At 34.7% G+C, this 24909-nt stretch carries 17 protein-coding genes; 7 read left to right on the forward strand and 10 right to left on the reverse strand.

Annotated elements, in window-relative coordinates:
* The first annotated feature begins 108 nt into the window (after nucleotides 1-108).
* From ACNO7W_RS06645 to ACNO7W_RS06655, 3 genes are all read left to right on the forward strand, one after another.
* Entirely contained in the window at nucleotides 109-1401 is a 1293-nt protein-coding gene (locus ACNO7W_RS06645; protein WP_417937492.1) for an aminopeptidase P family protein, read from the forward strand.
* 327 nt (nucleotides 1402-1728) lie between these two features.
* Nucleotides 1729-2529, forward strand: a complete 801-nt coding sequence (locus ACNO7W_RS06650; protein WP_417937493.1) for a TIGR00266 family protein — start codon at nucleotides 1729-1731, stop codon at nucleotides 2527-2529.
* Nucleotides 2530-2785: 256 nt separating this feature from the next.
* The gene (locus tag ACNO7W_RS06655; RefSeq protein ID WP_417937494.1) at nucleotides 2786-3568 is read left to right on the forward strand and encodes an alpha/beta fold hydrolase; all 783 of its coding nucleotides are present in this window, start codon (nucleotides 2786-2788) and stop codon (nucleotides 3566-3568) included.
* On the opposite strand, the gene ACNO7W_RS06660 is transcribed toward ACNO7W_RS06655, so the two are convergent.
* The 5 genes from ACNO7W_RS06660 to ACNO7W_RS06680 all read right to left on the reverse strand — a co-directional run bounded on the left by ACNO7W_RS06660 (nucleotide 3565) and on the right by ACNO7W_RS06680 (nucleotide 13873).
* Nucleotides 3565-4236, reverse strand: coding sequence for an ATP-binding cassette domain-containing protein (locus tag ACNO7W_RS06660; RefSeq protein WP_417937495.1), 672 nt, complete (start codon nucleotides 4234-4236; stop codon nucleotides 3565-3567). The genes ACNO7W_RS06655 and ACNO7W_RS06660 overlap by 4 nt on opposite strands.
* A 302-nt stretch (nucleotides 4237-4538) precedes the next feature.
* Nucleotides 4539-7304 carry a PD-(D/E)XK nuclease family protein gene (locus ACNO7W_RS06665; RefSeq protein ID WP_417937496.1) on the reverse strand — a complete coding sequence of 922 codons (2766 nt, stop codon included), beginning with the start codon at nucleotides 7302-7304 and terminating at the stop codon, nucleotides 4539-4541.
* 63 nt (nucleotides 7305-7367) lie between these two features.
* Complete coding sequence (locus ACNO7W_RS06670) at nucleotides 7368-8801, reverse strand: OmpA family protein (protein WP_417937497.1); 1434 nt, start codon at nucleotides 8799-8801, stop codon at nucleotides 7368-7370.
* Between the two features lie 134 nt (nucleotides 8802-8935).
* Nucleotides 8936-10129 carry a glycine C-acetyltransferase gene (gene kbl, locus ACNO7W_RS06675; protein WP_417937498.1) on the reverse strand — a complete coding sequence of 398 codons (1194 nt, stop codon included), beginning with the start codon at nucleotides 10127-10129 and terminating at the stop codon, nucleotides 8936-8938.
* Nucleotides 10130-10174: 45 nt separating this feature from the next.
* A complete protein-coding gene (locus tag ACNO7W_RS06680; RefSeq protein ID WP_417937499.1) occupies nucleotides 10175-13873 on the reverse strand; it encodes a UvrD-helicase domain-containing protein in 3699 nt (1232 codons plus the stop codon).
* A gap of 323 nt (nucleotides 13874-14196) precedes the next feature.
* Between ACNO7W_RS06680 and rbfA the strand changes: the two genes are divergently transcribed.
* Entirely contained in the window at nucleotides 14197-14589 is a 393-nt protein-coding gene (rbfA, locus tag ACNO7W_RS06685) for a 30S ribosome-binding factor RbfA (RefSeq protein WP_291249165.1), read from the forward strand.
* A 3-nt stretch (nucleotides 14590-14592) separates the two neighbouring features.
* Nucleotides 14593-15792 (forward strand): ABC transporter permease, encoded by a 1200-nt coding sequence (locus ACNO7W_RS06690; protein WP_417937500.1) that lies wholly within the window; start codon nucleotides 14593-14595, stop codon nucleotides 15790-15792.
* Between the two features lie 134 nt (nucleotides 15793-15926).
* Here the strand turns inward: ACNO7W_RS06690 and dusB are convergent, their stop codons facing one another.
* Nucleotides 15927-16919 carry a tRNA dihydrouridine synthase DusB gene (gene dusB, locus ACNO7W_RS06695; protein ID WP_417937573.1) on the reverse strand — a complete coding sequence of 331 codons (993 nt, stop codon included), beginning with the start codon at nucleotides 16917-16919 and terminating at the stop codon, nucleotides 15927-15929.
* A gap of 466 nt (nucleotides 16920-17385) precedes the next feature.
* Here dusB and lepA point away from each other — a divergent pair, with 466 nt between their 5' ends.
* Nucleotides 17386-19182, forward strand: a complete 1797-nt coding sequence (lepA, locus tag ACNO7W_RS06700; RefSeq protein WP_417937501.1) for a translation elongation factor 4 — start codon at nucleotides 17386-17388, stop codon at nucleotides 19180-19182.
* A gap of 327 nt (nucleotides 19183-19509) precedes the next feature.
* Here lepA and ACNO7W_RS06705 read toward each other — a convergent pair whose 3' ends face one another.
* Nucleotides 19510-20442 (reverse strand): 1-phosphofructokinase family hexose kinase, encoded by a 933-nt coding sequence (locus tag ACNO7W_RS06705; protein WP_417937502.1) that lies wholly within the window; start codon nucleotides 20440-20442, stop codon nucleotides 19510-19512.
* Nucleotides 20443-20548: 106 nt separating this feature from the next.
* On the opposite strand from ACNO7W_RS06705, the gene thiL reads away from it, so the two are divergent.
* Complete coding sequence (gene thiL, locus ACNO7W_RS06710; RefSeq protein ID WP_143387006.1) at nucleotides 20549-21595, forward strand: thiamine-phosphate kinase; 1047 nt, start codon at nucleotides 20549-20551, stop codon at nucleotides 21593-21595.
* Nucleotides 21596-21665: 70 nt separating this feature from the next.
* Here thiL and ACNO7W_RS06715 read toward each other — a convergent pair whose 3' ends face one another.
* The 3 genes from ACNO7W_RS06715 to ACNO7W_RS06725 all read right to left on the reverse strand — a co-directional run bounded on the left by ACNO7W_RS06715 (nucleotide 21666) and on the right by ACNO7W_RS06725 (nucleotide 24801).
* The gene (locus ACNO7W_RS06715) at nucleotides 21666-22361 is read right to left on the reverse strand and encodes a response regulator (RefSeq protein WP_144064617.1); all 696 of its coding nucleotides are present in this window, start codon (nucleotides 22359-22361) and stop codon (nucleotides 21666-21668) included.
* Entirely contained in the window at nucleotides 22358-24415 is a 2058-nt protein-coding gene (locus ACNO7W_RS06720; RefSeq protein ID WP_417937503.1) for a tetratricopeptide repeat-containing sensor histidine kinase, read from the reverse strand. Before ACNO7W_RS06720 ends, ACNO7W_RS06715 begins: the two co-directional genes overlap by 4 nt.
* A 107-nt stretch (nucleotides 24416-24522) precedes the next feature.
* Nucleotides 24523-24801 (reverse strand): 3-oxoacyl-ACP reductase, encoded by a 279-nt coding sequence (locus tag ACNO7W_RS06725; RefSeq protein ID WP_417937504.1) that lies wholly within the window; start codon nucleotides 24799-24801, stop codon nucleotides 24523-24525.
* Nucleotides 24802-24909 lie beyond the last annotated feature (108 nt).

Below are 24909 nucleotides of genomic sequence, written 5' to 3' on the forward strand. Positions count from 1 at the left end.
TTATTCTTGTGCGCTTTGTGTTTTTTTATTTAAAATTTGTCGAATTCATAACAAAAAACGATTTAAACTTAGTATTTTTGAGTAATTAAAAGTTTAAACCGAATTGTTATGAAATACCATCAAATTGACCGGGATTTATTTATAAAAAATCGCACCAAATTCATGGCTCAAATGAAGCCAAAAAGCGTTGCTATTTTCAACTCTAATGATATTTATCCAATAAGTGCCGATAGCACGATGCCTTTTGCACAACACCGTGACATCTTTTATTTAAGCGGAGTGGATCAAGAAGAAAGTATTTTATTGCTTTTTCCTGATGCACCATACGAACATCAAAGAGAGATGTTATTCTTGAAAGAAACCAGCGAACACATTGCGATTTGGGAAGGCGAAAAACTGACCAAAGAACGGGCGTATGAAGTTTCAGGAATCAGAACTGTATATTGGTTACAGGATTTCGAGAAAATTTTGTTCGAAATGATGACGCATTGTGATACGATTTACATCAATACCAACGAACATTATCGCGCTACTGTAGAAACTGAAACCCGTGAAGCGCGTTTTGTAAAATGGTGGAAAGAAAAATATCCCGCGCATGCTGTCGCAAAAAGCAATCCGATATTACAACGCTTACGTTCAGTAAAAGAAAGTGAAGAATTGGATTTAATCCAAAATGCCTGTAACATTACTGAGTTAGGTTTTAGAAGACTACTCTCATTTGTTAAACCAAATGTAACCGAATACGAAATTGAAGCCGAATTGATTCACGAATTCATTCGCAACCGTTCCAAAGGTTTTGCTTACACACCAATTATTGCTTCCGGAAATAATGCTAATGTGTTGCATTATATTGAAAATAACCAACAATGCCACGCAGGTGATTTGATTTTATTGGACGTAGCGGCAGAATATGCGAATTATTCAAGCGACATGACCCGAATGATTCCAGTTTCAGGAAAATTCACCGGCAGACAAAAAGACGTTTACAATGCTGTTTTACGAGTAAAAAACGAAGCGACCAAAATGCTTACTCCAGGAACACTTTGGAAACAATATCATTTCGAAGTGGGAAAAATTATGACTTCAGAATTACTTGATTTAGGATTATTAGATAAAGCTGACGTCCAAAATGAAAACCCGGAATGGCCGGCTTACAAAAAATATTTCATGCACGGAACTTCCCATCACATGGGATTGGACACGCACGATTATGGAATCCTGACTGAACCAATGCAAGCCAATATGGTTTTCACCGTGGAACCGGGAATTTATATTCCATCTGAAGGTTTCGGAATTCGATTGGAGGACAATGTAATCGTTCAGGAAACTGGAGAACCATTCAATTTGATGAGAAACATCCCGATTGAGGTGGACGAAATTGAAACATTGATGAACTGTTAAACTCCTTTCAAATAGTTATAACCACAACGGCTTACAGCAATGTAGGCCGTTTTTTATTTGGGCGCAACCCAACCTCCGTAAACTCCGGCTGCGTCGGGCTATTCGCTACAAATGAAATTCACTGAACTCCTATGAAAATAAACACACTGTGAAGTAAGTCCTCGTGCCGCAAAAAAAATGCGGCACTGCGGGCTTTTCGCTTCTATCCCTTGCGCGACTAAGCCAAATCACTACAACAAAAGTTTTTCAATATCATAATCCTCTCGCAAAACTGTAACATTCTGAATTCACATTCGACTTATTCAAAAAACTTAAATTACTGAAATCATGCAAGCACACGAAATAGATTATCACATATATGGCGAGGAAATGCAATATGTGGAAATAGAATTAGATCCACAGGAAATTGTAATTGCCGAAGCGGGAAGTTTTATGATGATGGACAATAACATCCAAATGGAAACTATTTTTGGAGACGGTTCCGGGCAGGAAACTGGATTGTTTGGCAAACTTTTAAGCGCAGGAAAAAGAGTGCTTACAGGCGAAAGTCTCTTCATGACTGCTTTCATTAACCAAAACAATACTAAAAGCAAAGTTTCCTTTGCATCACCGTATCCGGGAAAAATCATACCAATTGACTTAACCCAATTTGGAGGGAAATTCATTTGTCAGAAAGATTCATTTCTTTGCGCTGCCAAAGGTGTTTCAGTTGGAATCGAATTCTCTAAAAAACTGGGACGCGGACTTTTTGGCGGTGAAGGTTTCATCATGCAAAAAATAGAAGGCGACGGGCTGGCGTTCGTACATACCGGCGGAACATTAGCCAAAAAAGAATTAGCAACAGGTGAAATCCTAAAAGTAGACACTGGTTGTATTGTAGGTTTTACTAAAGATGTGGATTATGACATTGAATTTATAGGTGGCATCAAGAATTCCATTTTTGGTGGTGAAGGATTGTTTTACGCCACACTTCGTGGACCAGGAACCGTTTATGTGCAATCATTGCCTTTCAGCCGACTCGCCGATAGAATCATAGCATCCGCGCCAAAAGCTGGCGGAAGCAGTCGTGACGAAGGCAGTTTATTAGGTGGTTTAGGAAGTCTTCTCGATGGCGATAGACGATTTTAATTTTTATAAACGGCTTTCAGAAATGGGAGCCGTTTTTTTTAACCATATAAAATGTAAGGACATATTAGTAATTCTTAAATGAACTTATATTTCTTAAATGGTTAAAAAACACATTTTGTTTAATTATTCTCTTTAACGATTTTTACAATTTTCACTTCGTTTTTTTTTCATGTAATTCATGGCAACCCTTTTAAACAGTTACTATAATAAAATCATAAAAAAATAAAGTGTTATTTTTGTAGACTAAATTTCCATTTTGAAACAAATTCTCTTTAAAAATACCAACATCTCCTATTCCGATACTGGAAAAGGAACTGCTATTGTCTTGCTCCACGGTTTTTTGGAGAACAAGGACATGTGGGATTTTTACATTCCGGAATTTGCTAAAAAAAACCGCGTCATCACGATTGATTTATTGGGGCATGGCGAATCGGAATGTTTGAGTTATGTACAAACAATGGAGGATAATGCCGATGCCGTTCACGCCGTTTTATCGGAATTGCGCATCAGGAAAGCAATTTTTGTAGGACATTCTATGGGTGGTTATGTAGCTTTGGCTTTCGCAGAATTATATCCTGAAAACATAAAAGGATTCGTTTTATTAAATTCAACCGCAAGAGCCGACAGCAAGGAACGAAAAATAAATCGGAACCGAGCTATTAAAGCGGCAAAACAATCTTTCATGAATTTTGTTTCACTGTCCATCGCAAATTTATTCAGCGAATCCAATCGAGAGAGACTTTCATCAGAAATTGAAAGGGTAAAAAAAGAAGCTTTAAAAACGCCCCTTCAAGGAATTGTTGCTTCACTCGAAGGAATGAAAATAAGAAAAGATCGTGAAGTTTTATTACACCTTACCCCCTATCCAAAACTATTGATTCTGGGCGAAAAAGATCCTGTTTTAAATTACGAAGAAACTAAAGAACAAATAGAAAATACTACTGTGCAACTGGTTTCTTTTCCAGATGGACACATGAGTCATATTGAGAACCAAGAGGAATTATTGAAAGTATTGTTAACTTTTTTTAAAAGTATCTAAATCATTTCTGAGTTCAAATAACCTTTTTCAACCAATTCACTTCTATCATTTAAGTGGCGCAGTTTTCCTTCTTTCATCAACGCTAATTTTGTGGAGACTTTAATCACATTTTCATAATTATGATCCGTGATGATAATTCCTTTTGCAATTGACATTTCAGTGATTAATCCATTTATCTTTTCAATCATAATTGGCGACAAACCGTTATAAGGCTCGTCAAGCAAAACAAATTTTGAAGGATTATTGAGTATTAATTTAATTCCTAAATACCGCAATTCTCCGCCGGACAAATTCTTTATTTTTTTATTAAGTATCGTTTGAATCATGTCGTCAGCATAAAATTCCTGCAGTTTATCTTTGGCAGTAGACAATACAATAGTCTTTTTTACAGAAAATAAATTTGGAATAAAATTATCTTGAGACAAATAACTTATTTGGTTTAGTAAATCACTGGTTTTTAATTTCACTTCACCATCTACATGAACAAATTTAAAATCGGCAGTTACAATTCCGAAAATGATTTTTAACAATGTCGATTTTCCAGAACCATTCCTTCCTAAAATGCCAATAATATCAGCAGTTTCACATTTCAAATACACATCTGAAACTATGATTTTCCCATCGTATTGTTTTTGAACGCTGTCAACTTCTAAAATACTTTTAGTCATATTAATTGCAGCATTAAATTAATGACTAAAATAAACAGCATTGAAAAAACAATATTCATTAGAAAACTAAAAGTCAACAATTTCAGTTTTGAAATTCCGTTATTGTAATAAAACAAATATTCATTTTTAGAATTCACTTCTTTTATCAAAATACTAATGAAGAAACCAAAAACAATAAGTACGTATTTGAAGGTTTCAAATCCCCCAAAAACCCATGACAAAGCACTTATAGACAAGGCTATCGTCAAAGTGCTTTTATAAAACTCAAAGATGTTGGCTAATTTTCTAATGGGGATTTATGTTTAAATTATTTTTTCTTCAAAAGGAATATTCTCATCCAAAATTTCGCTTAATAAAAGAACCATTTGTTCGAGATAATTACTCAAAATATCCTCGTTTATGATTGAATTGACCTCTTTGTCTTCTTTAAAATTAAACGGAAGAAATCCTGCTTTCAAGTTCTTAAAAGAAATAATTCCGGCTTCAATTGGTTTTCCCTTTGCCTCATTTTCGTACATAAACGCATAAGCCAAAACCTGAATGATTTTGTCGCTTTTAATATCTTCTGTTAATCCTTTCCATGACTTTAAAGTGACGCTTGCTTTTTCTACTTTACCCGTTTTGTAATCGATAATTCTAATGATTCCGTTACGCTCTTCAATTCTGTCCACATTTCCTTTTATCAATACCGGAAAAGGCAAATTAGGATGATTTAATAGTCGCTCGAATGTTTGTTCCAAAGCGATAATTTTGATTGCGTCACCATTCTTAATACTCTCTAATTCTACTTTCAGGAAATTCGAAACATTTCGTTTTGCAACTTCAAAAGCCAATAAATTTCTTCCTTTTTTGATTTCTCCTTCTTTGTAAACCAATTTGAATTGTTTCAGAACCTCAACATCAATTTGTTTAAAACAATTTAAAATATCACTTTCCGAAATAAACTTCCCAATGAACGGTTCGTAAAGGACTTTCAGCGTTTCGTGAATAATAGTTCCTAACGTGTTTAGTGCTATATTTTCTTCGACTTCTTCGACTTCGCTGATGCGTAAAATCTTCTGGAAATAAAACTGAATTGGATTCCTGATATAACTCGTCAAAGCAGATGGAGAAAAACCTTTCTCGGCAATTTCTTTCAAACGAACCATAACACTTTCCGACTTTGGAATTACCATCGGCTGATAGGCAGTTTCAGGAAGAACAGCATTGTAAATTTCATGAGACAAAGTATGATTCCCTTGTTTTTCCACTTCCAATTGCGTGATGAATCTGCTTTTTTCACCCGCATCCAAACCTTCGCTTTCGGTATTATAAAGCAAGTAAATATTTTTAGTGCGTTGTAATAAATGGTAGAAATGGTACGTATAAATCGCATCTTTTTCTTTAAAAGTTGGCAAACCTAATTCGCGTTTTACATCATACGGAATAAATGAATTTTGCGATTTTCCGGCTGGAAATTTCCCTTCATTCATTGAGGTAACGATTACAGTATCAAAGTCCAATACCCGACTTTCTAAGACTCCCATAATCTGTAAACCATTCAACGGCTCTCCTTCAAAGGAAACTTCGGCTAAATCAATTACTTGCTTGTAAATAGCATAAAGCGTTTCTATTTTATCAATATGTTTGTGTTTCGAATAGTAATTAATTAGTTTATTAATCACTTTGAAAATTGCAAAAACGAAAGCTTTGGTGATTTTCTCTTCTTCATTGTCGTTACTCAAATTGTTCTTTATGGTTTGCAATAATTTAGAAATAGTCTCTAATACTGGAATCGATCCGTTTTCCCATTTTTGGAATAATAAAAGAAATAACTCCGATGGATTCCCATTAAGCTCCATCAATTTATGATGGGTGATAAATGTGTAATTATTTTGATTAATGATCTTAACTAATGCATTCGTTTTTGCAAAAGGTTCCACCAAAGGATGTGTCAAAATATCCAATACATCTTTATAATACAATACATAACTTTTGGCATTTCTGGACAAAGCATTCGTATGCATTTTAAACAATTTTGCAATCAAAATCTGCGCTGGATTGTTCTTACTCGAATAACCCATTGTAATATTCAAAGCACCAACAGTTGATGGCAACGAATATAAAAGCGGAACCAAAAGATTTTCCTCACCCAGTACAACTGCGACTTTATCTAACTTACCCTCAGGATTTTCATTGATGACATTTTCAATAATACTTCCGGCGATTTTAGCTTGACCGATAGTTTTTGGTGTCCCAATAACCTGAATATTTTTAGTCTGCGAAAAATCATTTAGAATCCATTCAAAAGGATTGGACTTGTAATACTTCCAACTTTCTTTAAAACGCCTTACAAACAGTCCTGCATCATGATACGGGTCATTTAGGAACGTTTGATCTACATCCCAATATATTTTGGCTTGATCAGAAGCAATAAGATGTTGGATTATTTTTTCTTCGGCTGTATTCAGCGCATTAAAACCCGCAAACAGGAATTGTTTGTTTTGTACTGAATTCGAAAAATGGTTTAAGTTGTTTACCGCTTCACGATAAATCAATCCTTGATACCCGATTCCTTTATTCAATAAATGGGTATAAAGGGATTGATAGTAATTGGGCAGTAATTTCCAAAAATCGATGTATTTTTCTAATAAGACAGTTTTATTTTCGACTTCAATTCCCCATTTTTTGATATCCTCGATATCTTTCAAATAAGAAAGAACATGCGAAGGTTCCAATAAATAGCGGTCGATTTCATTAAAATCCTGTAAAAGCGTTTTAGCCCAATTTGCAAATAATTCAAATGATTGTTGATTTACTTTTTCAGTAATTGACAAATAGACTTCATAGAATTCGAATAACAGCTCTATCGGATCAATCGTACGGATGCCTGCTATGTTTTGAACAAAGTCTTCAATACTTATAATTTCAGGCGAAAGTATGTTTGTCGTTACTTGATTTTTTAGAGCCTCAATTAAGAATATTTTGGCTCTTTTGTTTGGTAATACTACAATCGTATTCGAAAGATTGTCTGAATAGTTTTCGATTAAAACCGAAGCTATCTTATCAAGAAAAGAAGTATTTGTCATTTTATAAAAATAAAAAAAACGCCTCGATAAATCGAGGCGTTTTCTATAAATATTTGAAAGAAATTATTCTTTGATTAATTTCACTTCAACTCTTCTGTTTTTCGCTTTTCCTTTAGCTGTTTTATTAGTGCCAATTGGTTTAGTTTCACCAAAACCTGTAGATCTAAGTCTATCAGCAGCAATTCCGTTTTCAATTAAATAATTTTTAACTGCAGCAGCTCTGTTTTCAGATAACGTTTGGTTCATAGCATTACTACCATCACTATCAGTATGTCCTTCAATCATGAATTTTGCTGTAGGATATTCTTTTAAGATAGCTACAATGTTTTGCAATACAGGGTAAGTTTCTTCTTTAAAAGTAGATTTACCACTGTTGAACAAAATTGTTTTAGCATAAGTATTTAATTTCATTACTTGTTCTTCTGTAATTTCAGGACAACCGTTGTTAGCAACAGTACCTTTTACTTCAGGACATGCATCATCTTTATCTAAAACACCATCTCCATCAGTGTCTGGCCAAGGACAACCTGCGTTTTCTTTAGGACCTGCAACAGTTGGACATTTATCATCTTTATCAGCAACTCCATCGCCATCAGCATCTGGACAACCTTTTAATGCAGCTAAACCAAATACATCTGGACAAGCATCATTACCATCAGCAATTCCATCGCCATCAGCATCAGGACAACCATTTAATGCAGCTAAACCAGCAACTTCTGGACAAGCATCAGCACTATCTTGAATTCCATCACCATCAGTATCAGGACATCCGTTGAATTGTTTTAAACCAGCAACTTCTGGACATGCATCATCTTTGTCATATATTCCATCACCATCAGTATCTTTACCTCCAAATTTGAAAACAAGACCTGCAGAATGTTGAAAATGTGATGGAGCGTCTGGAGTTCCAGAAGCATCTTCTCTATCACCAAAAGATTTTTTGTATTTTGTTGCAAGTTCTAGCCCAATAGCTTCAGTAAACCATAAAGTAAGACCAGCACCTGGATTAAGAGTTCCATAACTACTATCACCAAAGAATGTATATCCTCCACCAACAGATAATGACGGATCAATTACTTTAGAGTTGATTAAGTTCATCAAACTGTATTTGATAGTTGCATCAATACCATAATACATTAAATCCCCAGGATTAGATACTACGTATCCGCGAGAATCATGACCAACAGCAGTTGGATCAAATTTCACATATTTATCAATTTTATTTACAGAACCACTAAGTCCAAAAGAGAAATTATCTCCTATGAATCTAGATACACTAAGGTATGATACAGAAGGAAGAATATTCCAGTTATCTTTAACAGCGAATGGCTGAGAAAAATGTTTGTCTAACCAATTATGCCCACCACCTGCACTAGTTTTAGTGTCAACGGCATTAACCCCAAAAGAGATTGCCCATGGATTGTTACCGTCTTGTGCGTGAGAGCTTAAACCCATCACCATCATCACAGCAACTAGAAGTTTGTTAAGATGTTTCATACTTAATTTTTTTTAATTACAATTTAGTTAATTACAGACAAAAGTAACTCGTAAATTTTTAACTACAAAATGAAATGTTAAAAAAAAACAAAAATATAGGTACAAAGTGGAAATTATATAACATTCAACAGAAATTATATAACATCCAACAGACGCCCAACTTCAACAAAAGCACCAATTGCCTTATCCAAATGCGCCTTTGTATGTGCTGCGGAGAGCTGCACTCTAATTCTCGCTTTATCCTTAGGAACCACCGGAAAAAAGAAGCCTATAACATAAATACCTTTTTTTAAGAGCTCATTTGCCATAGTTTGAGACAATTTTGCATCATAAAGCATCACAGGAACAATCGCAGAATCACCATCAATAATATCAAAACCAGCCTTTTTCATTCCTTCTTTGAAATAGTTTGTATTCCATTCTAGCTTATCACGCAATGAAGTATCCTTTTCTAATAGTTCAAATACTTTTATTGAAGCTCCAACAATTGCTGGTGCTAAAGAATTAGAGAACAAGTAAGGTCTGGAACGTTGACGTAATATTTCAATAATTTCTTTTTTGGCTGTGGTATATCCTCCCATGGCACCACCAAGTGCTTTCCCTAATGTTCCGGTGATGATATCAACTCTTCCCATTACACCTTTTGCCTCCAATGTTCCTTTTCCAGTTGCACCAATGAATCCGGCAGCATGACATTCATCCACCATAACCATGGCATCATATTTATCAGCCAAATCACAAATTTTATCCAAAGGAGCCACAACACCATCCATAGAAAAAACACCGTCTGTAACAATTAATTTGAATCGGGCTCCGGCTTCGTTAGCTTTGATCAATTGCTTTTCCAAATCTTCCATATTGCTGTTTTCATAGCGATAACGAGCCGCTTTACACAAACGAACACCATCTATAATGGAAGCATGATTCAAACTATCCGAGATTATTGCATCGTTCTCTCCTAACAACGGCTCAAAAACACCACCATTGGCATCAAAAGCCGCTGCATAAAGAATAGTATCTTCTGTTCCGTAAAACTCAGAAATCTTTTTTTCCAGTGTTTTATGAATATCTTGGGTTCCACAGATAAAACGTACCGATGACATTCCGAAACCATGCGTGTCCAAAGCATCTTTAGCAGCCTGGATCACTTCTGGATGCGATGACAATCCAAGGTAATTATTGGCACAAAAATTTAAAACTTTCTCCCCTGTCGAAATCGTGATTTCTGCTCCTTGCGGAGAAGTGATGATTCTTTCTTTTTTGAAAATTCCATTATCTTCAATAGTTTGCAATTCTGACTGTAAGTATTCTTTGATTTTTCCGTACATTTTATGTGTTTATTTAAGCCGTTATTTATTCATTTCAATATTAGCTTACAAATTTACTACATCGATTTCTTTCCCTATGTATATCAATGCCTTTTTAACTACTTTGTATCCTATTTTCTCAATAGCATCCTGATAATTCTCCAATTGTTGTTGATATTTAACATTATGCGTTCCAGTTTTATAATCCAGCAACAATACTTCTCTGTTTTTCGTTAAAACCATTCGATCCGGTTTTACTGCTTTTCCTTCTTTTTGAATAATCGTTTGTTCATTCAAAATTTCATTTCCTTCAGCAAAATAAGTTGAAAGTTCTAAATGATTGACAATTTCCTGAATCGTTTTAAAAACTGTTTCTTTTTGAGCAAAAGTTATCAATCCGTTTTCAATAGACTTTGTAATTGCCAAATCAACATCGTTTTTAGTTTTCACAAAAGATAAAATCTCGTGAATTACATTTCCATATTCTATAGCTTCCTGCTGATGCGTTCCCCACATTAATGCTTCTCGCTGTGCGATTTTTATATTCTTTGGATTTAGAATTCCTAAAACCAAAGGAATCGTTTTTGAAGTATCGATGTGTTGTTTTGCTGAAGATAATTTCGTTGAGCTCCCAAATTCATATTCCAATTTATTTTCATCGAATTCGCCTTTATTACCTAAATAATTAATAAAAAAGGCACACATATTATTTTTTGGAACTTCTCCTTTACTGGACAAGTTCATATTCGAAATCACATACAATTGTTCCTCAGCTCGGGTTAAAGCCACATACAAAACATTGATATTATCCAATAACTCTTCCTGCTTTTTTTGATTGTAAACCTCAGCAGCTTCCTCTCCAAATCCTTCAACTGCGCTACTATTGTCAATTAAAACTTTGGGCAAACCGAAATCTTGTTCCTCAGCATTGAGCCATAATTTATCTTTAGGTTTTCTATTGTAATCTTCCTCGGCAAAAGGAAAAATCACAACCGGAAATTCCAAACCTTTTGACTTGTGAATGGTCATAATCCGGACCGCATTAGTCCCTTCCGGAGACGGAATGCTAAATTTATCCGCATTTTTATCCCAATAATTTAAGAAATCAGAAATTCCAGCTTGGTTGCGAATGTCTCGTTCGAGAACAATGTCCAGAAAATATTGAACGTAGGCATTCCCCTCCCCGACCCTCCCCAAAGGGGAGGGAGACTGAACGGTTACTTTGTCAATAGAAAAATTCTCTTCCGTTTTATCCGATACCGTCGAATTCTCAATAAAAAAATTCTCTTGTGAAATTAATTCGTTTTTTATTTTTTCTAAAACTATCGAAATACTCCCTATGATTTCTTCGTTTTTAAATCGAATGACTTTATACCCTAATTTATTTAGGGTAATTGTTCTATCATTGTCTAACTCAACTTGTTCTTCAGTAAAATGATAATCGCCATCAACTTCAATTACCAGTTTTTTTGACAAACAAACAAAATCAACAATAAAATCATCTATCAAATGTTGTTGTCTAAATTTACTATCTAAAGACTGGGACTTAAGCTCCAACCACAAGATTTTTTCAGCATTTGTCGGGTTCTTCCTCATTTTTTTTGCTTTTTCCATCAAAAGATGAGAATAATTTCCGCCTGTCATATACCCTAATTTATCAAAACTATCATTCACATAGTTAACCACTCCGTCACCCCTTCCTTCGGAGGGGGCTGGGGGGAGAAACTTTGCTATTATAGTTTCAACCGCTTCATATAATGATTTTTTTCTAATGTTTTGAAATGAAAGTGAAACATCAAAACTCATCAACCAATTTTCGAAATCAGTTTCCTTAAATAATGCCATTCCTTGAGCAATAAAATCGTGAATCGGTAATTTATCCTGACTGTTTTGAGCTAAATATTGAAGGAAATGCGCTTTGGATTCCAAATCAGAACTGTTTTTCAGGTATTTTAATAAATGAATAATTAACCGAACTTCGGTAGCGTTTTGAATCATTAGCGTTTCTGAGGACAAAAGCGGAATTCCTTGCTCCGTCAAATAATTTGCAATTGCAATTCCCTGATCTCGCTTTCTGGTCAGAATCACAATATCCTTATATTCAAATCCTTGTTGTAGTACTTTTTGAATCGTATTTAATGTTGCTAAAACATACAAATCGGTTTTATCCAAGGCTTCTTCATCTCCCGAAGCTTCGGGATTATTATCTATTTCCTCTACTTTCGGGATAAAGGAAATATTTACATAGCCACCCGTTTTGTTGTTTGTCTTTTGATGACTGTGATTTTCATACAAATCTTTATAATCCAGATGTTCGAATTCATTCGACAACAATTTAAAGAGATCATTATTGAATTCGATTATTTGCGAATAACTGCGGTAATTTTTATCTAAATGTTCGAGTTTTTTATCGGGATTATTGAACGGATTTTGGTCTTTACTCAATTCAATAAACTGTTCCGCTTTTCCACCACGCCATCTGTAAATAGACTGTTTCGGGTCACCCACAATCATCAAAGTTCCTTTTACACCAAAATCATCCTGACCCGAAAGTGCATTGTCAATCAGCGGAATCAAGTTTTGCCACTGCATTTCGGAAGTGTCCTGAAATTCATCAATGAAAAAATGACGGTAACGTTCCCCCAATCGTTCATAAATAAAAGGCGCAGGTTGATTTTGAATTTCACGGTGAATGATTGCATTGAATTCGGAAATGGAAAGTACGTTTTGTTCGCTCTGGATTTTTGCCAATTCGTTGCTAACCGTATTTAACAACGATAAGGGCGTAATATTTTTCAGAAAGGCTTTATAAAAATCACGCTTTTCGAAACTTTTGTAAATTTTATCAAGCGTTTGCAATAAATCAGGAATTATGTTTTCAATAATTGCACGGTCTTTTGCCGTTTTATTGATTTTTATGTCATCAAATTCGTGATAGGTTTTGTTTTTTGGATTGAATTTTCCTTCTTGAATACTCGACAAATGTTTTGGAAAATGTCCTGCTGAAAAGGATTTGGTATCAATTCCGTTTTTTTCGATTAGCAACAAAGCTTCCTCCGCAAAAACGACACTTTCTTTTTCCAAAACTTTACAGGCTTCGGCTAGTTTGTTTTTTATTTCGACAAACTCAGCAATGGATTTATCCTGAAAATGGGTAATTTCATTTCTATTATTTTCGTTTAAAACTAAACGACCGGTTTCGAGAATTTCACGCGAAATATCCCAAGATTTGTCATCATCGGTTTTTTCCATCGTGAAATCGATTAACAGTTTTGTTAATGTTTCATCTTCTCCGGCTTGGGCAATTATGGCATCGACTGCTTCTATCAATAAATTTTCGGTATCTAAAGTGACTTCAAAAGTCATAGGCAAATTCAAATCATGGGCAAAAGCCCGAATGACTTTATGTGTGAATTTATCAATGGTCGAAATATCAAAAGCGGCATAATTATGAATAATATGCTTGATGATTTGTTGTGATTTGGTTTTGATTTCAATAATGGAAAGTTCAGTGTCTATAGCCAAATCCTGCATTAAATCCTGCGCTTTTGGATTTGGTTCGTTTTTGGCAAATTCGGATAAACTGCCTACGATTCGGCTTTTCATTTCGTGCACCGCTTTGTTGGTAAACGTAATGGCTAGAATGTTACGATAGGCATCATTTTTCTTAGCAACAAGAATTATTTTTAAATATTCTTTGACCAAGGCGTAAGTTTTTCCTGAACCTGCCGATGCGTCGTATATGGAGAATGAAGGTCTTTGCATTTTGATGTTTTTTTGACAAAATAGATTTTAAACCATATAAGTCAATTAAGAAAATATAAGTTTTGGAATGTGTAAATTTTATACATTAATCTAAATGATGTTAATTCCGATAAAGCCCTAGCCCTGATTACTTCACTTAGCTTCTATTTTTATAGGAGTTCAGTGAACTTCGTTTGAAGCGACATCCTTATGTGCCGTCCCGAAGCTTCGGGACGGCACATAAGATATAGCGAATAGCAGGAAATAGCTTCTAAAAACACAACTATTTTTAGGTTACTTTTAAAATTTGTTCGTATAAAACTTAAAAGTAGTATTTTTGCAGCATGGAAACAAATAGACAGAAAAAAATAGGTGGGGTTATCCAAAAAGATTTGGTTGACATTCTGCAAGGTGAAGTGAGAAAAAACGGAGTTACAAATTTGATAATTTCGGTATCCAAGGTTGTTGTAACTTCAGATTTATCCGTGGCTACAGTACATTTAAGCATTTTTCCTCAGGATAAAGCTAAGGAAACTTTGGCGGCAATAAAGACGAATTCGACTTTAATAAAACACGATTTATCACAACGTGTTCGTTTACAATTAAGAAAAGTTCCAAATTTGGTTTTCTTTATTGATGACTCTTTAGACTACATTGAAAAAATTGACAATGCCTTGAAAAATCAAGAAAATCCTATAGAAAACAGAGATCTTCTAGAAAAACGCAGACATTCATAAAATTTGAATTTCCCCCTTTACATAGCCAAACGCTATATTCTTAGCAACAGTAAAAACAATGCGATCAATATCATCAATCGAATTGCCAGCATGGGAATTATTGTTGGCGCAATGGCTTTGTTTGTGGTTTTATCTGTTTTTAGCGGATTGAAAGTTTTTAGTCTTTCGTTTACGAATGATATTGATCCTGATTTAAAAATAAGCAGTACTCTAGGGAAATCATTCCTTATTTCTCCAACGCAGGAAAGCCAAATCAAGAAAATTGATGGGCTAGCTTCTTATACAAAAATAATAGAGGAGCGCGTTTTATTTACTTTTGACGGAAAACAGGAAGTTACTTACTTGAAAGGAGTTGATTCCAACTTTAGCAAAGTAAATGCTATTGAAAAGAAACTTTTCAACGGGCAGTGGCTCAAACCAGACACCTATCAAGTAGTAGTTGGGTACGGAATTGCCCAAAAATTCTCGATGGGATTGCTTGATTTTAATCATCAATTGGAAGTTTTAGTCCCAAAACCTGGGAAAGGCGCTATCGAAAATCCAGAACAGGCTTTTAACAAAACTGATATTATTCCTGTTGGAATTTATGCCATCAGCGAAGATCTTGATTCTAAATATGTTTTTGCCGATTTGGGTTTAGCGCAAGAATTATTGGAATATAAAACCAATCAGGTTTCGGGGATTGAAATCAAAGAAAAAGCTGGTACTGATGAAAATGCCATCACAGACCAACTTCAAACCATTTTTAATAATACCATTACTGTAAAAAATAGGGCTCAACTCAACGAATCGCTCTATAAAATGTTGAATACTGAGAATATTGCGGTGTATTTGATTTTTACCTTAGTGATTGTTGTGGCACTTTTCAACTTAATTGGCGCGCTGATTATGATGATTTTGGATAAAAAAGGAAACCTAAAAACCTTATTCAATCTCGGAACTGAAATCAAGGATTTACGAAAAATATTTTTGCTCCAAGGAACTTTATTGAGTGTTTTTGGCGGAATTATCGGGTTGGTTTTAGGAGTTATAATTGTGTTACTGCAACAACATTTTCAACTGGTTATGATTACACCTACGCTGGCTTACCCTGTAGTTTTCTCTCTGGAAAATGTATTGATTGTTTTGGGAACTATTGTCACGCTTGGTTTTATTGCTTCGCTGATTGCAAGTAGCCGCGTGAGTAAGAAGTTGTTGGATTAAGATTAATGATTTCAGGTTTCAGGTTTCAGGTTTCAGGTTTCAGGTTTCAGGTTTAAAAAAATAAAACACGAATTCCACTAATTTACACGAATTAATTTGTGCAAATTAGCGGAATTCGTGTTTAAATTATTTAGCTACACTACTTCATAACCCGCATACGCTTCTTCAATCTCATTCAAAGCAGCAAACAACTCTTCAGGTCGATCTAGCGTTACTAATTTTTGTTTGAAGGTTTTAAAAGAATGAATTCCTTTGAAATAATTGGTATAATGTGGTCTGGTTTCAACGATACCCAATCTTTCTCCTTTCCATTCCATTGCCCAAGTGAGGTGATTTCGAACTGCTTCCACTCTATCGACAACGGTAGGTTTTGGTAAATGTTCCCCTGTTTTGAAGTAATGTTTAATTTCGTTGAAAATCCAAGGATAACCAATCGCAGCACGACCAATCATGATTCCGTCAATACCGTATTCATTTTTATAATGTAATGCTTTTTCCGGCGAATCGATATCACCGTTACCAAAAATAGGCATCGTGATTCTGGGATTATTTTTTACTCGGGCAATGTGCGACCAATCAGAGTGTCCTTTGTACATTTGGGCACGTGTTCTGGCGTGTATACTCAAAGCTGCAACACCAATGTCTTGCAAACGTTCCGCAACTTCATCAATATTAATGGAATTATCGTCCCAACCCAAACGGGTTTTTACGGTTACTGGCAAATGGGTACTATCGATAACAGCCTGAGTCAAACGAATCATCAAATCAACGTCTTTCAAAACACCGGCACCGGCACCTTTGCAAACCACTTTTTTTACAGGGCATCCAAAATTAATATCTATTAAATCTGGATTTACTGCTGAAACAATTTTGGAAGACATGGCCATTGCTTCTTCGTCTCCCCCAAAAATCTGGATTCCAACTGGGCGTTCGTAATCGAAGATGTCTAATTTCATTCGGCTTTTGATGGCATCCCGAATTAATCCTTCAGAAGAAATAAATTCCGAATACATTAAATCAGCACCATGGGCTTTGCACAATCTGCGAAAAGGCGGATCGCTCACATCTTCCATAGGTGCGAGAAGTAAAGGGAATTCGGGTAATATTATGTTGCCAATCTTGACCATCTTCATTTTTTTTGCAAAAATACGCTTTTTAGATGAAACGATAATAAACTTAAAAATAATAGACGAATAGACCCGTGATTTTAGATAATTATGTTAAAAGCTATTGGGCTAGTTTATTAAATGCGGAAAGACTTTACACAAACCGATTAGTTTGCGGTTTTGAGACTTTGAAACTGTTGAATTTAGCGTATATTTGCAGATTAATTGTCCCTTTCCAAACTAATTTTTTGGGCAAGCGATGGTTTTGCGTGAGATTTGAGATTAAGAGGAGGATAGCCAGGGCTGTCAGGTAATTTAAAATAAATTGGTATTTGCGTGAGGGATAGAAGTGGAAAGCCCACAGCAAAGTGTAGCGACAGCGGAACTTTGCGAGGACTTGAAACGGATAGCCCGACCCGCTTTTTCAGCGGGTCACGCCCTGAAACAAATTCAGGGTAAACCTAAATAAATTTGATATAAACAGAAAATGAAACACATAAGGAATTTTTGCATAATTGCACATATTGATCACGGAAAAAGTACGCTTGCTGACCGATTACTTGGCGCAACACAAACCGTTACCGCTCGTGAAGAAAAAGCGCAATTGCTTGATAACATGGACTTGGAGCGCGAACGTGGGATTACGATAAAAAGTCACGCGATCCAGATGGAATATACTTATAAAGGACAAGAATACATCCTGAATTTGATTGATACTCCGGGACACGTGGATTTTTCGTATGAGGTTTCCCGGTCGATTGCGGCTTGTGAAGGTGCACTTTTGATTGTGGATGCTGCGCAAAGTATTCAGGCGCAAACAATTTCAAATTTGTATTTGGCTCTCGAAAATGACTTGGAGATTATTCCAGTTTTGAATAAAGTAGATCTACCAAGTGCGAATCCTGAGGAAGTTAGCGATGATATTGTGGACTTGTTAGGATGTAAACTGGAAGATATTATTCATGCTTCGGGTAAAACCGGTTTGGGTGTAGAAAATATTTTGGCAGCCATTATCGAAAGAATTCCACCTCCAACAGGAAATATTGATGAGCCATTACAAGCCTTAATTTTTGACTCGCATTACAATCCGTTTCGAGGAATCGAAGTTATTTTCCGTGTGAAAAACGGACAGATTAAAAAAGGCCAAAAGATTAAATTCATGGCTACCGGAAATGAATATTTTGCGGATGAAATTGGGACTTTAAAACTGAACCAAGTTCCGAAACAAGTAATTTCGGCAGGTGATGTTGGTTATTTGATTTCTGGAATTAAAGAAGCCAAAGAAGTAAAAGTAGGAGATACATTGACGGATGCAAAAAATCCAACAACGAATATAATTCATGGTTTTGAAGATGTGAAACCAATGGTTTTTGCTGGAATCTATCCTGTAGATACCGAAGATTACGAAGAGTTGAGAAACTCTATGGAAAAATTGCAGTTGAATGATGCTTCTCTGGTGTTTTTACCGGAAAGCTCGGCAGCTTTGGGATTTGGTTTCCGTTGTGGATTCTTAGGAATGTTGCACATGGAAATTATCCAAGAACGATTGGAGCGTGAGTTCAATATGACTGTTATTACTACGGTTCCCAACGTTTCGTATTTAGCTTATACTAAAAAAGATCCTACAACACCACTTATAGTAAACAATCCTTCGGACTTGCCCGAGCCTTCTCGTTTAGACCATGTTGAAGAGCCTTTTATAAAAGCAACTATCATTACCAAAGCCGATTATGTTGGGAATGTAATGAGTTTATGTATCGAAAAACGTGGGTTAATTACTAATCAAACGTATTTGACTACGGAACGTGTAGAATTGACTTTTGATATGCCGTTGGCAGAGATTGTATTTGACTTTTATGACCGTTTGAAAACAGTTTCTAAAGGATATGCTTCTTTTGATTATACGCCAATTGGGATGCGAACTTCTAATTTGGTTAAAGTTGATATCTTGTTGAACGCTACCATTGTGGATGCTTTGTCATCTTTGATGCATGCCGATAATGCGTATTCTATTGGTAAAAAAATGTGTGAAAAACTGAAAGAATTAATCCCACGCCAGCAGTTTGACATTCCTGTTCAAGCAGCAATCGGTGTTAAAGTAATTTCGCGTGAAACGATAAAAGCGTTGCGTAAAGACGTTACCGCCAAATGTTATGGCGGGGATATTTCTCGTAAACGTAAATTATTGGAAAAACAGAAAAAAGGTAAAAAACGTATGAGACTTGTGGGGAATGTTGAAATTCCGCAAGAAGCGTTTATGGCGGTTTTGAAATTGAATGATTAAATTCCATCCTAAATCCTTCCCGAAAGGAAGGACTTTGTTGAAATAAATAGGAAACCTGATAATGAAAATTGTCAGGTTTTTTTATACATAGTCATTTCTGATTTAGAAATATTTACATCTGTTTATAAAGAACCTATGATTACATTCGCACTGCCCGTATGAATTGCCGTTGGTTTTAACCAACGGAATAGGGATTCAAGTAGCATTGGCTTTAGCCAAAATAGAGCGCAATTTTGGCTAAAGCCAGCAAGATTTATACATTTCCTTCCGTTGGTTAAAACCAACGGCAATTCAAACAATAATTCAAATAATAATCGGATTTCAAATTTATTTATTCTTCAACCATTCAAACAATCGTTTGGCATCTTCGAATCTAAACAATTGGGTTCCTTCATTCATCGTTGCTGCTGATCCGCAGGCTACACCCCAACGAATAACTTCTTTCAGGTTTTTATTTTGCGAAAGTGCCCAAACCATTCCACCAACCATACTGTCACCTGCACCAACGGTACTTTTTTTCGCTACATTGGGAGCAGGAACAAAATCATAAGAATCTTTTGTAACCAATACTGCGCCTTGTGGACCAAGGGAAACGACTACGATTTCGGCACCACCTTTGGCAATGATTTGTTTTGCGGCTTTATTTACTTCTTCCATTTCGAGACTTTCGACATCTATCAGTTTTGCTAATTCGCCAATATTCGGTTTTATCATATAAACACCCGCTTCAATCACTTTTTTCAAAGCTTCACCCGAAGTATCCACAATCAATTTTGAATTAGATTCTTTCGCAATACCAGCAAAAACTTGATAAAAATCTGATGACAATCCTTCATTCAAACCTCCACTAATAACTAAATATTTGGACTTTAATTTTTGAATTGTCTGAATAATTTTGTCTTTTTCCAATTCCGTTATTTCGGCTCCTTGGAAACTAAAACGGTATTGTAAATTTGTATTATCATCAACCGCAACAAAGCTTTCTCTTGTCCAACTCTGGATTTCTATGGCTTCATATTCTATTTTTTCTTTCTGAACAAGTTCTTTAAGCATCGTGCCAATAGGTCCGCCCGAAGTGAACACACAGTATGATTGGCCGCCTAAACGAGAAATTGCTTTCGAAACATTAATTCCGCCTCCACCTGCATCATAACGTGGTAATCCGCATCGAATTTTTTGTTCCGGGACTAAACCTCTAAAATGAGCACTTTTATCCAAAGCAGGATTAACCGTAAGTGTAACAATATCAAATGACTTCATTTTTACAAATTTAATACTCTAAAGGTCGGATAAAATTCATAAAAATTGATACAATTCAAGGCGAATATTTCTTCGTATATTTGCAACCTCAAAACAAAGAAAAAAAATGATCGAAGATAAAACCCCACAACGCACAAGTATAGCTCAATTAGGAGAATTTGGATTGATAGACCATTTGACAAAAAACTTTGAAATCAATCAACCTTCGACTTTAAAAGGAATTGGAGATGATGCTGCCGTTTTGGATTTTGCAGCTAAAAAAGTAGTTATTTCCACTGATTTATTGATTGAAGGTGTACATTTTGATTTGGCTTATATGCCGTTAAAACATTTAGGTTACAAAGCGGTCGTGGTCAATGTTTCTGATATTTGCGCCATGAATGCAAAGCCAACACAAATCACGGTTTCAATTGCGGTGTCTAATCGTTTTCCTTTGGAAGCTTTAGATGAATTATTTGCAGGAATTACGCATGCAGCACGTGAATATAATGTAGATGTTATAGGTGGCGACACTACTTCATCACAAAAAGGATTGATTATCAGCATTACCGCTATTGGCGAAGCTGATGAAAATGAAATAGTGTACAGAAACGGTGCCAAACAAACCGATTTATTAGTTGTAACCGGAGATATTGGAGCTGCTTACATGGGATTGCAGGTTTTGGAGCGTGAGAAACAGGTTTTTCAGGTCAACCCAAATTCACAACCGGATTTGGACGCTTATACCTATTTGATCGAACGTCAATTAAAACCGGAGGCCAGAAAAGATGTGCGTACTTTATTGCACGCTTTAGAGATAAAACCAACTTCAATGATTGATATTTCTGATGGATTGTCATCTGAAATTATGCATTTGTGCAAACAATCCAAAGTGGGCTGTAATTTATATGAGGACAAATTACCAATCGATCCTCAATTTATTAATGTCTGTGAAGAATTCAACATCGATAGCACGACAGTTGCGATAAACGGAGGGGAAGATTACGAATTGCTTTTTACCATTGCCATGGAAGACTTTGAAAAAATAAAAGGTAATCCAAATTTCACCATTATTGGCCACATGACACAAGAAAGTGAAGGCATTCACTTAGTCACTCGAGCCAACACAAAAATTGCTTTAAAAGCCCGTGGTTGGGATGCTTTGAGTGAATAAAATATACATAAACCAAACAAAAAACGACACTTTCACAAGTGTCGTTTTTTGTTTGAAATTCATTTAATAGCTAAAAAAGTAATCCTTGATTTTTTGCCTCGCGAATTAAATCAATATCGCTACCATTGTCTATTTTCAATAATTCTTTTAGATTTAGCTTTCTTCTTTCTATTGCACCTAATGATATTGGAATATATTGTGGAATATCATTCAGCTTAGTACCTTTCGATAAATGAAACAGAATCTGTTTATCAAATTGATCAATTTCTATTGTGTCTTTTTCTGCCAAGTCTAACATTTTTTGAACAGATTGACTGTAATATATTTCGTTTTTTATGACTTTATCAAAAGCAAAAAGTAATTCATCGAATGTTAAATCATTTTTAATTACTAGTCCATTTGGGTTTATTGTTTTAATTATCGTCTTTATTTTTAGCAATTCAGTATACATTGTCAGCAAAATAATTTTGCAATTGGGCATAAATTCATTAATCAATTTTGCCAAATCCTCCCCCGAATAAATCCCTTTTTCTTCGTAAGGCGGCATACTAATGTCTAAAAAAGCGATATCAAAAGCTAAAGTAGCAGGATTTGTAATGATATCGTATGCCGATTCACAATCTTTGGCCTGGCTAATAAAAAATTCAAATCCCTTAGGGTTATATCTTGTAATTGCATTCTTATACCCTTCTATAATAAAAGGATGATCGTCTACGATTAATATATTATTTTGAATGATTGTCTTTTCAGTTGAGGCAAGTGTCATTTCTCTGTAAGTATTTGTTTCTGTTCTATTGGGACTGTAATTGTAATGCTTGTTCCTTCTCCTTTTTTTGATTTTATGTCGACCATTCCATCACATTCACTTGTTCGAGATTGTATGTTTTGTAGACCTATACCCTTTTTTGCTTTGTTCACATTAAACCCAATTCCATCATCACTTACTACTAAAAATAAATCATCCTCCTTTTTTTTGAGTTCTACTTTGATAGCACTCGCGTTGGCATACTTATTAATATTTTGAAGCGACTCCTGAATAATTCGGTATAAATTTATTTTAACCGCATTGCTTAACAACTCCCATTTTATAGTTGGATCAATGATTGTAGCTAGTTTTGGTTTAAATGTCTTTTTTTGTTCTTCAAACAAATTATTTACTATGGCAACGAAGTTATTAATTAATTCTGATTTTTCTCTATTCAAATCATGTGAAATTTCACGAATATCCTGCTCTATATTTTTTAATTCCGACAAATAACTATTTCTTTGGTTAACAGCAATCTCATCATTGAATCTATTCAACCCATCTAAATTCATTCGTACGCCAAACATTCTACCTAATACTCCATCATGCAACTCTTGTGCAACTCTTTTTTTCTCCACAATTCTATTGGTTTCAATGGTACTTTGCTGCGAAATCATCAAATTATAAATTTCCTCATTGACCTTTTGCTGCTCTTGTTTGAATAACAATTCCCTGTTTTTAGCTTTTTGCGCCTTAATGATATACAAAAATAATCCCAAAATGGTAAATGCACTAAATCCAAACAATAGATTCCTGTTTTTAGTTTCCAGATTAGTGTTCTCGCCTTTTATTTGATCGGTTTCATATTCTATACGAGAGAATTTATCTCCCATTTTTCGTTCTGCTTTTTGTAACTCTTCGTTGATTCGAATATATTCTTTTGAATAAACAGAAGCTTTTTGGGGTTCTATAACAGCTAATTGTTTCAGTGCAACTAAAATATCACGAGGATTATTGGTGGTTCGAGATAATAAAAGTGCTTCTTTAGAATATTGCAATGACTTTACAGCATCCTTTTTTGAAGCGAAATATTCTGACAAATGAATTTTATTAATAAATATCCCTGTGGTCAATTGAAGACTATCTCTCAATTTTAGCGATTGATAAAATAATTCCGGTAGTTTATCTGAATCTTTCAATTTAAATTTTGAATATGCCAAGTTATCTAACAACATGGTATAAACGTATGGCTTTTGTATTTTTAAGTTTTTTTGTTCCAATCCTTTTTGAAAATAACTTTTTGCAAGCAAGTAGTTTCTAGAATTTAGATACAGAAACCCGATATTATTATACGTCGTAGCTTTGGACTGAAATTCCTTAGGTATTATTTCATCATCACTAATTACTAATGCTTTATTATGATATGTAATTGCATTTTCAAATTCACCAAGCTCACCATATATTATTCCCAGAAGGTTATAAGCATCGTATAAAATATTATTTATTTGCTTTTCTCCTTTAATTATTCGTAGCACATTGAAAACTGATTTTTCACTCCCTAAAAAATCACCCGCCTTATATTGTAAATTAGCCTTGTTTATTAGTATTTTACCCAAATTAAAATTATCCCCCAGTTTCACATACATTTTTTCTGCTTTATAATAAAACAGAAAAGCGCTGTCTAAAACTGCTTGAGAATCATAATAATCTCCTAAATAGGTGTAGGCCTTTGTTATGTTTAAAGTATCCTTGGCACTTTCTGACTTCTCTAAAACAACATGTACAGTTTTATTAAAATCTTTCCAATTGTTTATGTTATAATATCTATTCGCAACTTTGAAGAGATTGACTCGGTTGAGCGAATCGTTCTCCTGATTTATGACTATATCAAACGCTTTATAATTATATTCTTGCCTTTTTTGTCGAGGCAGATTGAAATCATTTGCTAATGAAAAATAAGATGAAAGACTGTCTTGAGAAGAAATAACAGGAATGTTTTCAGCCTTTTTTTTGGAGCAACCAAAAAAACCGAATAACAGAAACAATAATATATATATGAAGTATTTATTTTTCAATAGTTTCTAACGAATTTTACCAAAAATAGTAAAATAAATCTATTGACATAAAAAAAGGCTATCAAATAATTGATAGCCTAAATATATTTAAAAAAAATCTTAAAGTATTAATCCACTTTTACATTTCCACCTGTTGCTGTACCTCCAACAATATCTACTTTTACATTTCCTCCTGTTGCTGTTCCTCCAACAATATCTACTTTTACATTTCCACCTGTTGCTGTTCCTCCAACTATATCTACTTTTACATTTCCTCCTGTTGCTGTTCCTCCAACTATATTAACATTAGTATCGCCATTTGTAATATTATTTGTTTCTGGTGTAGTGAATGATGTTAAAATCATCACTAATGAGAATAAACCGATTGTTAAGATTGCTTTTTTCATGATTTGGGATTTTTATATGTTTATATTTTTTACTGATTTTAACTTCCTTTAGCAGGAAATTCTTTAGTAAAACTACATAGGTTATCTTAAAATTTCCTACAAAAAAAG

This window comes from Flavobacterium sp. ZB4R12, from assembly GCF_048276375.1.
GTDB lineage: Bacteria > Bacteroidota > Bacteroidia > Flavobacteriales > Flavobacteriaceae > Flavobacterium > Flavobacterium gawalongense.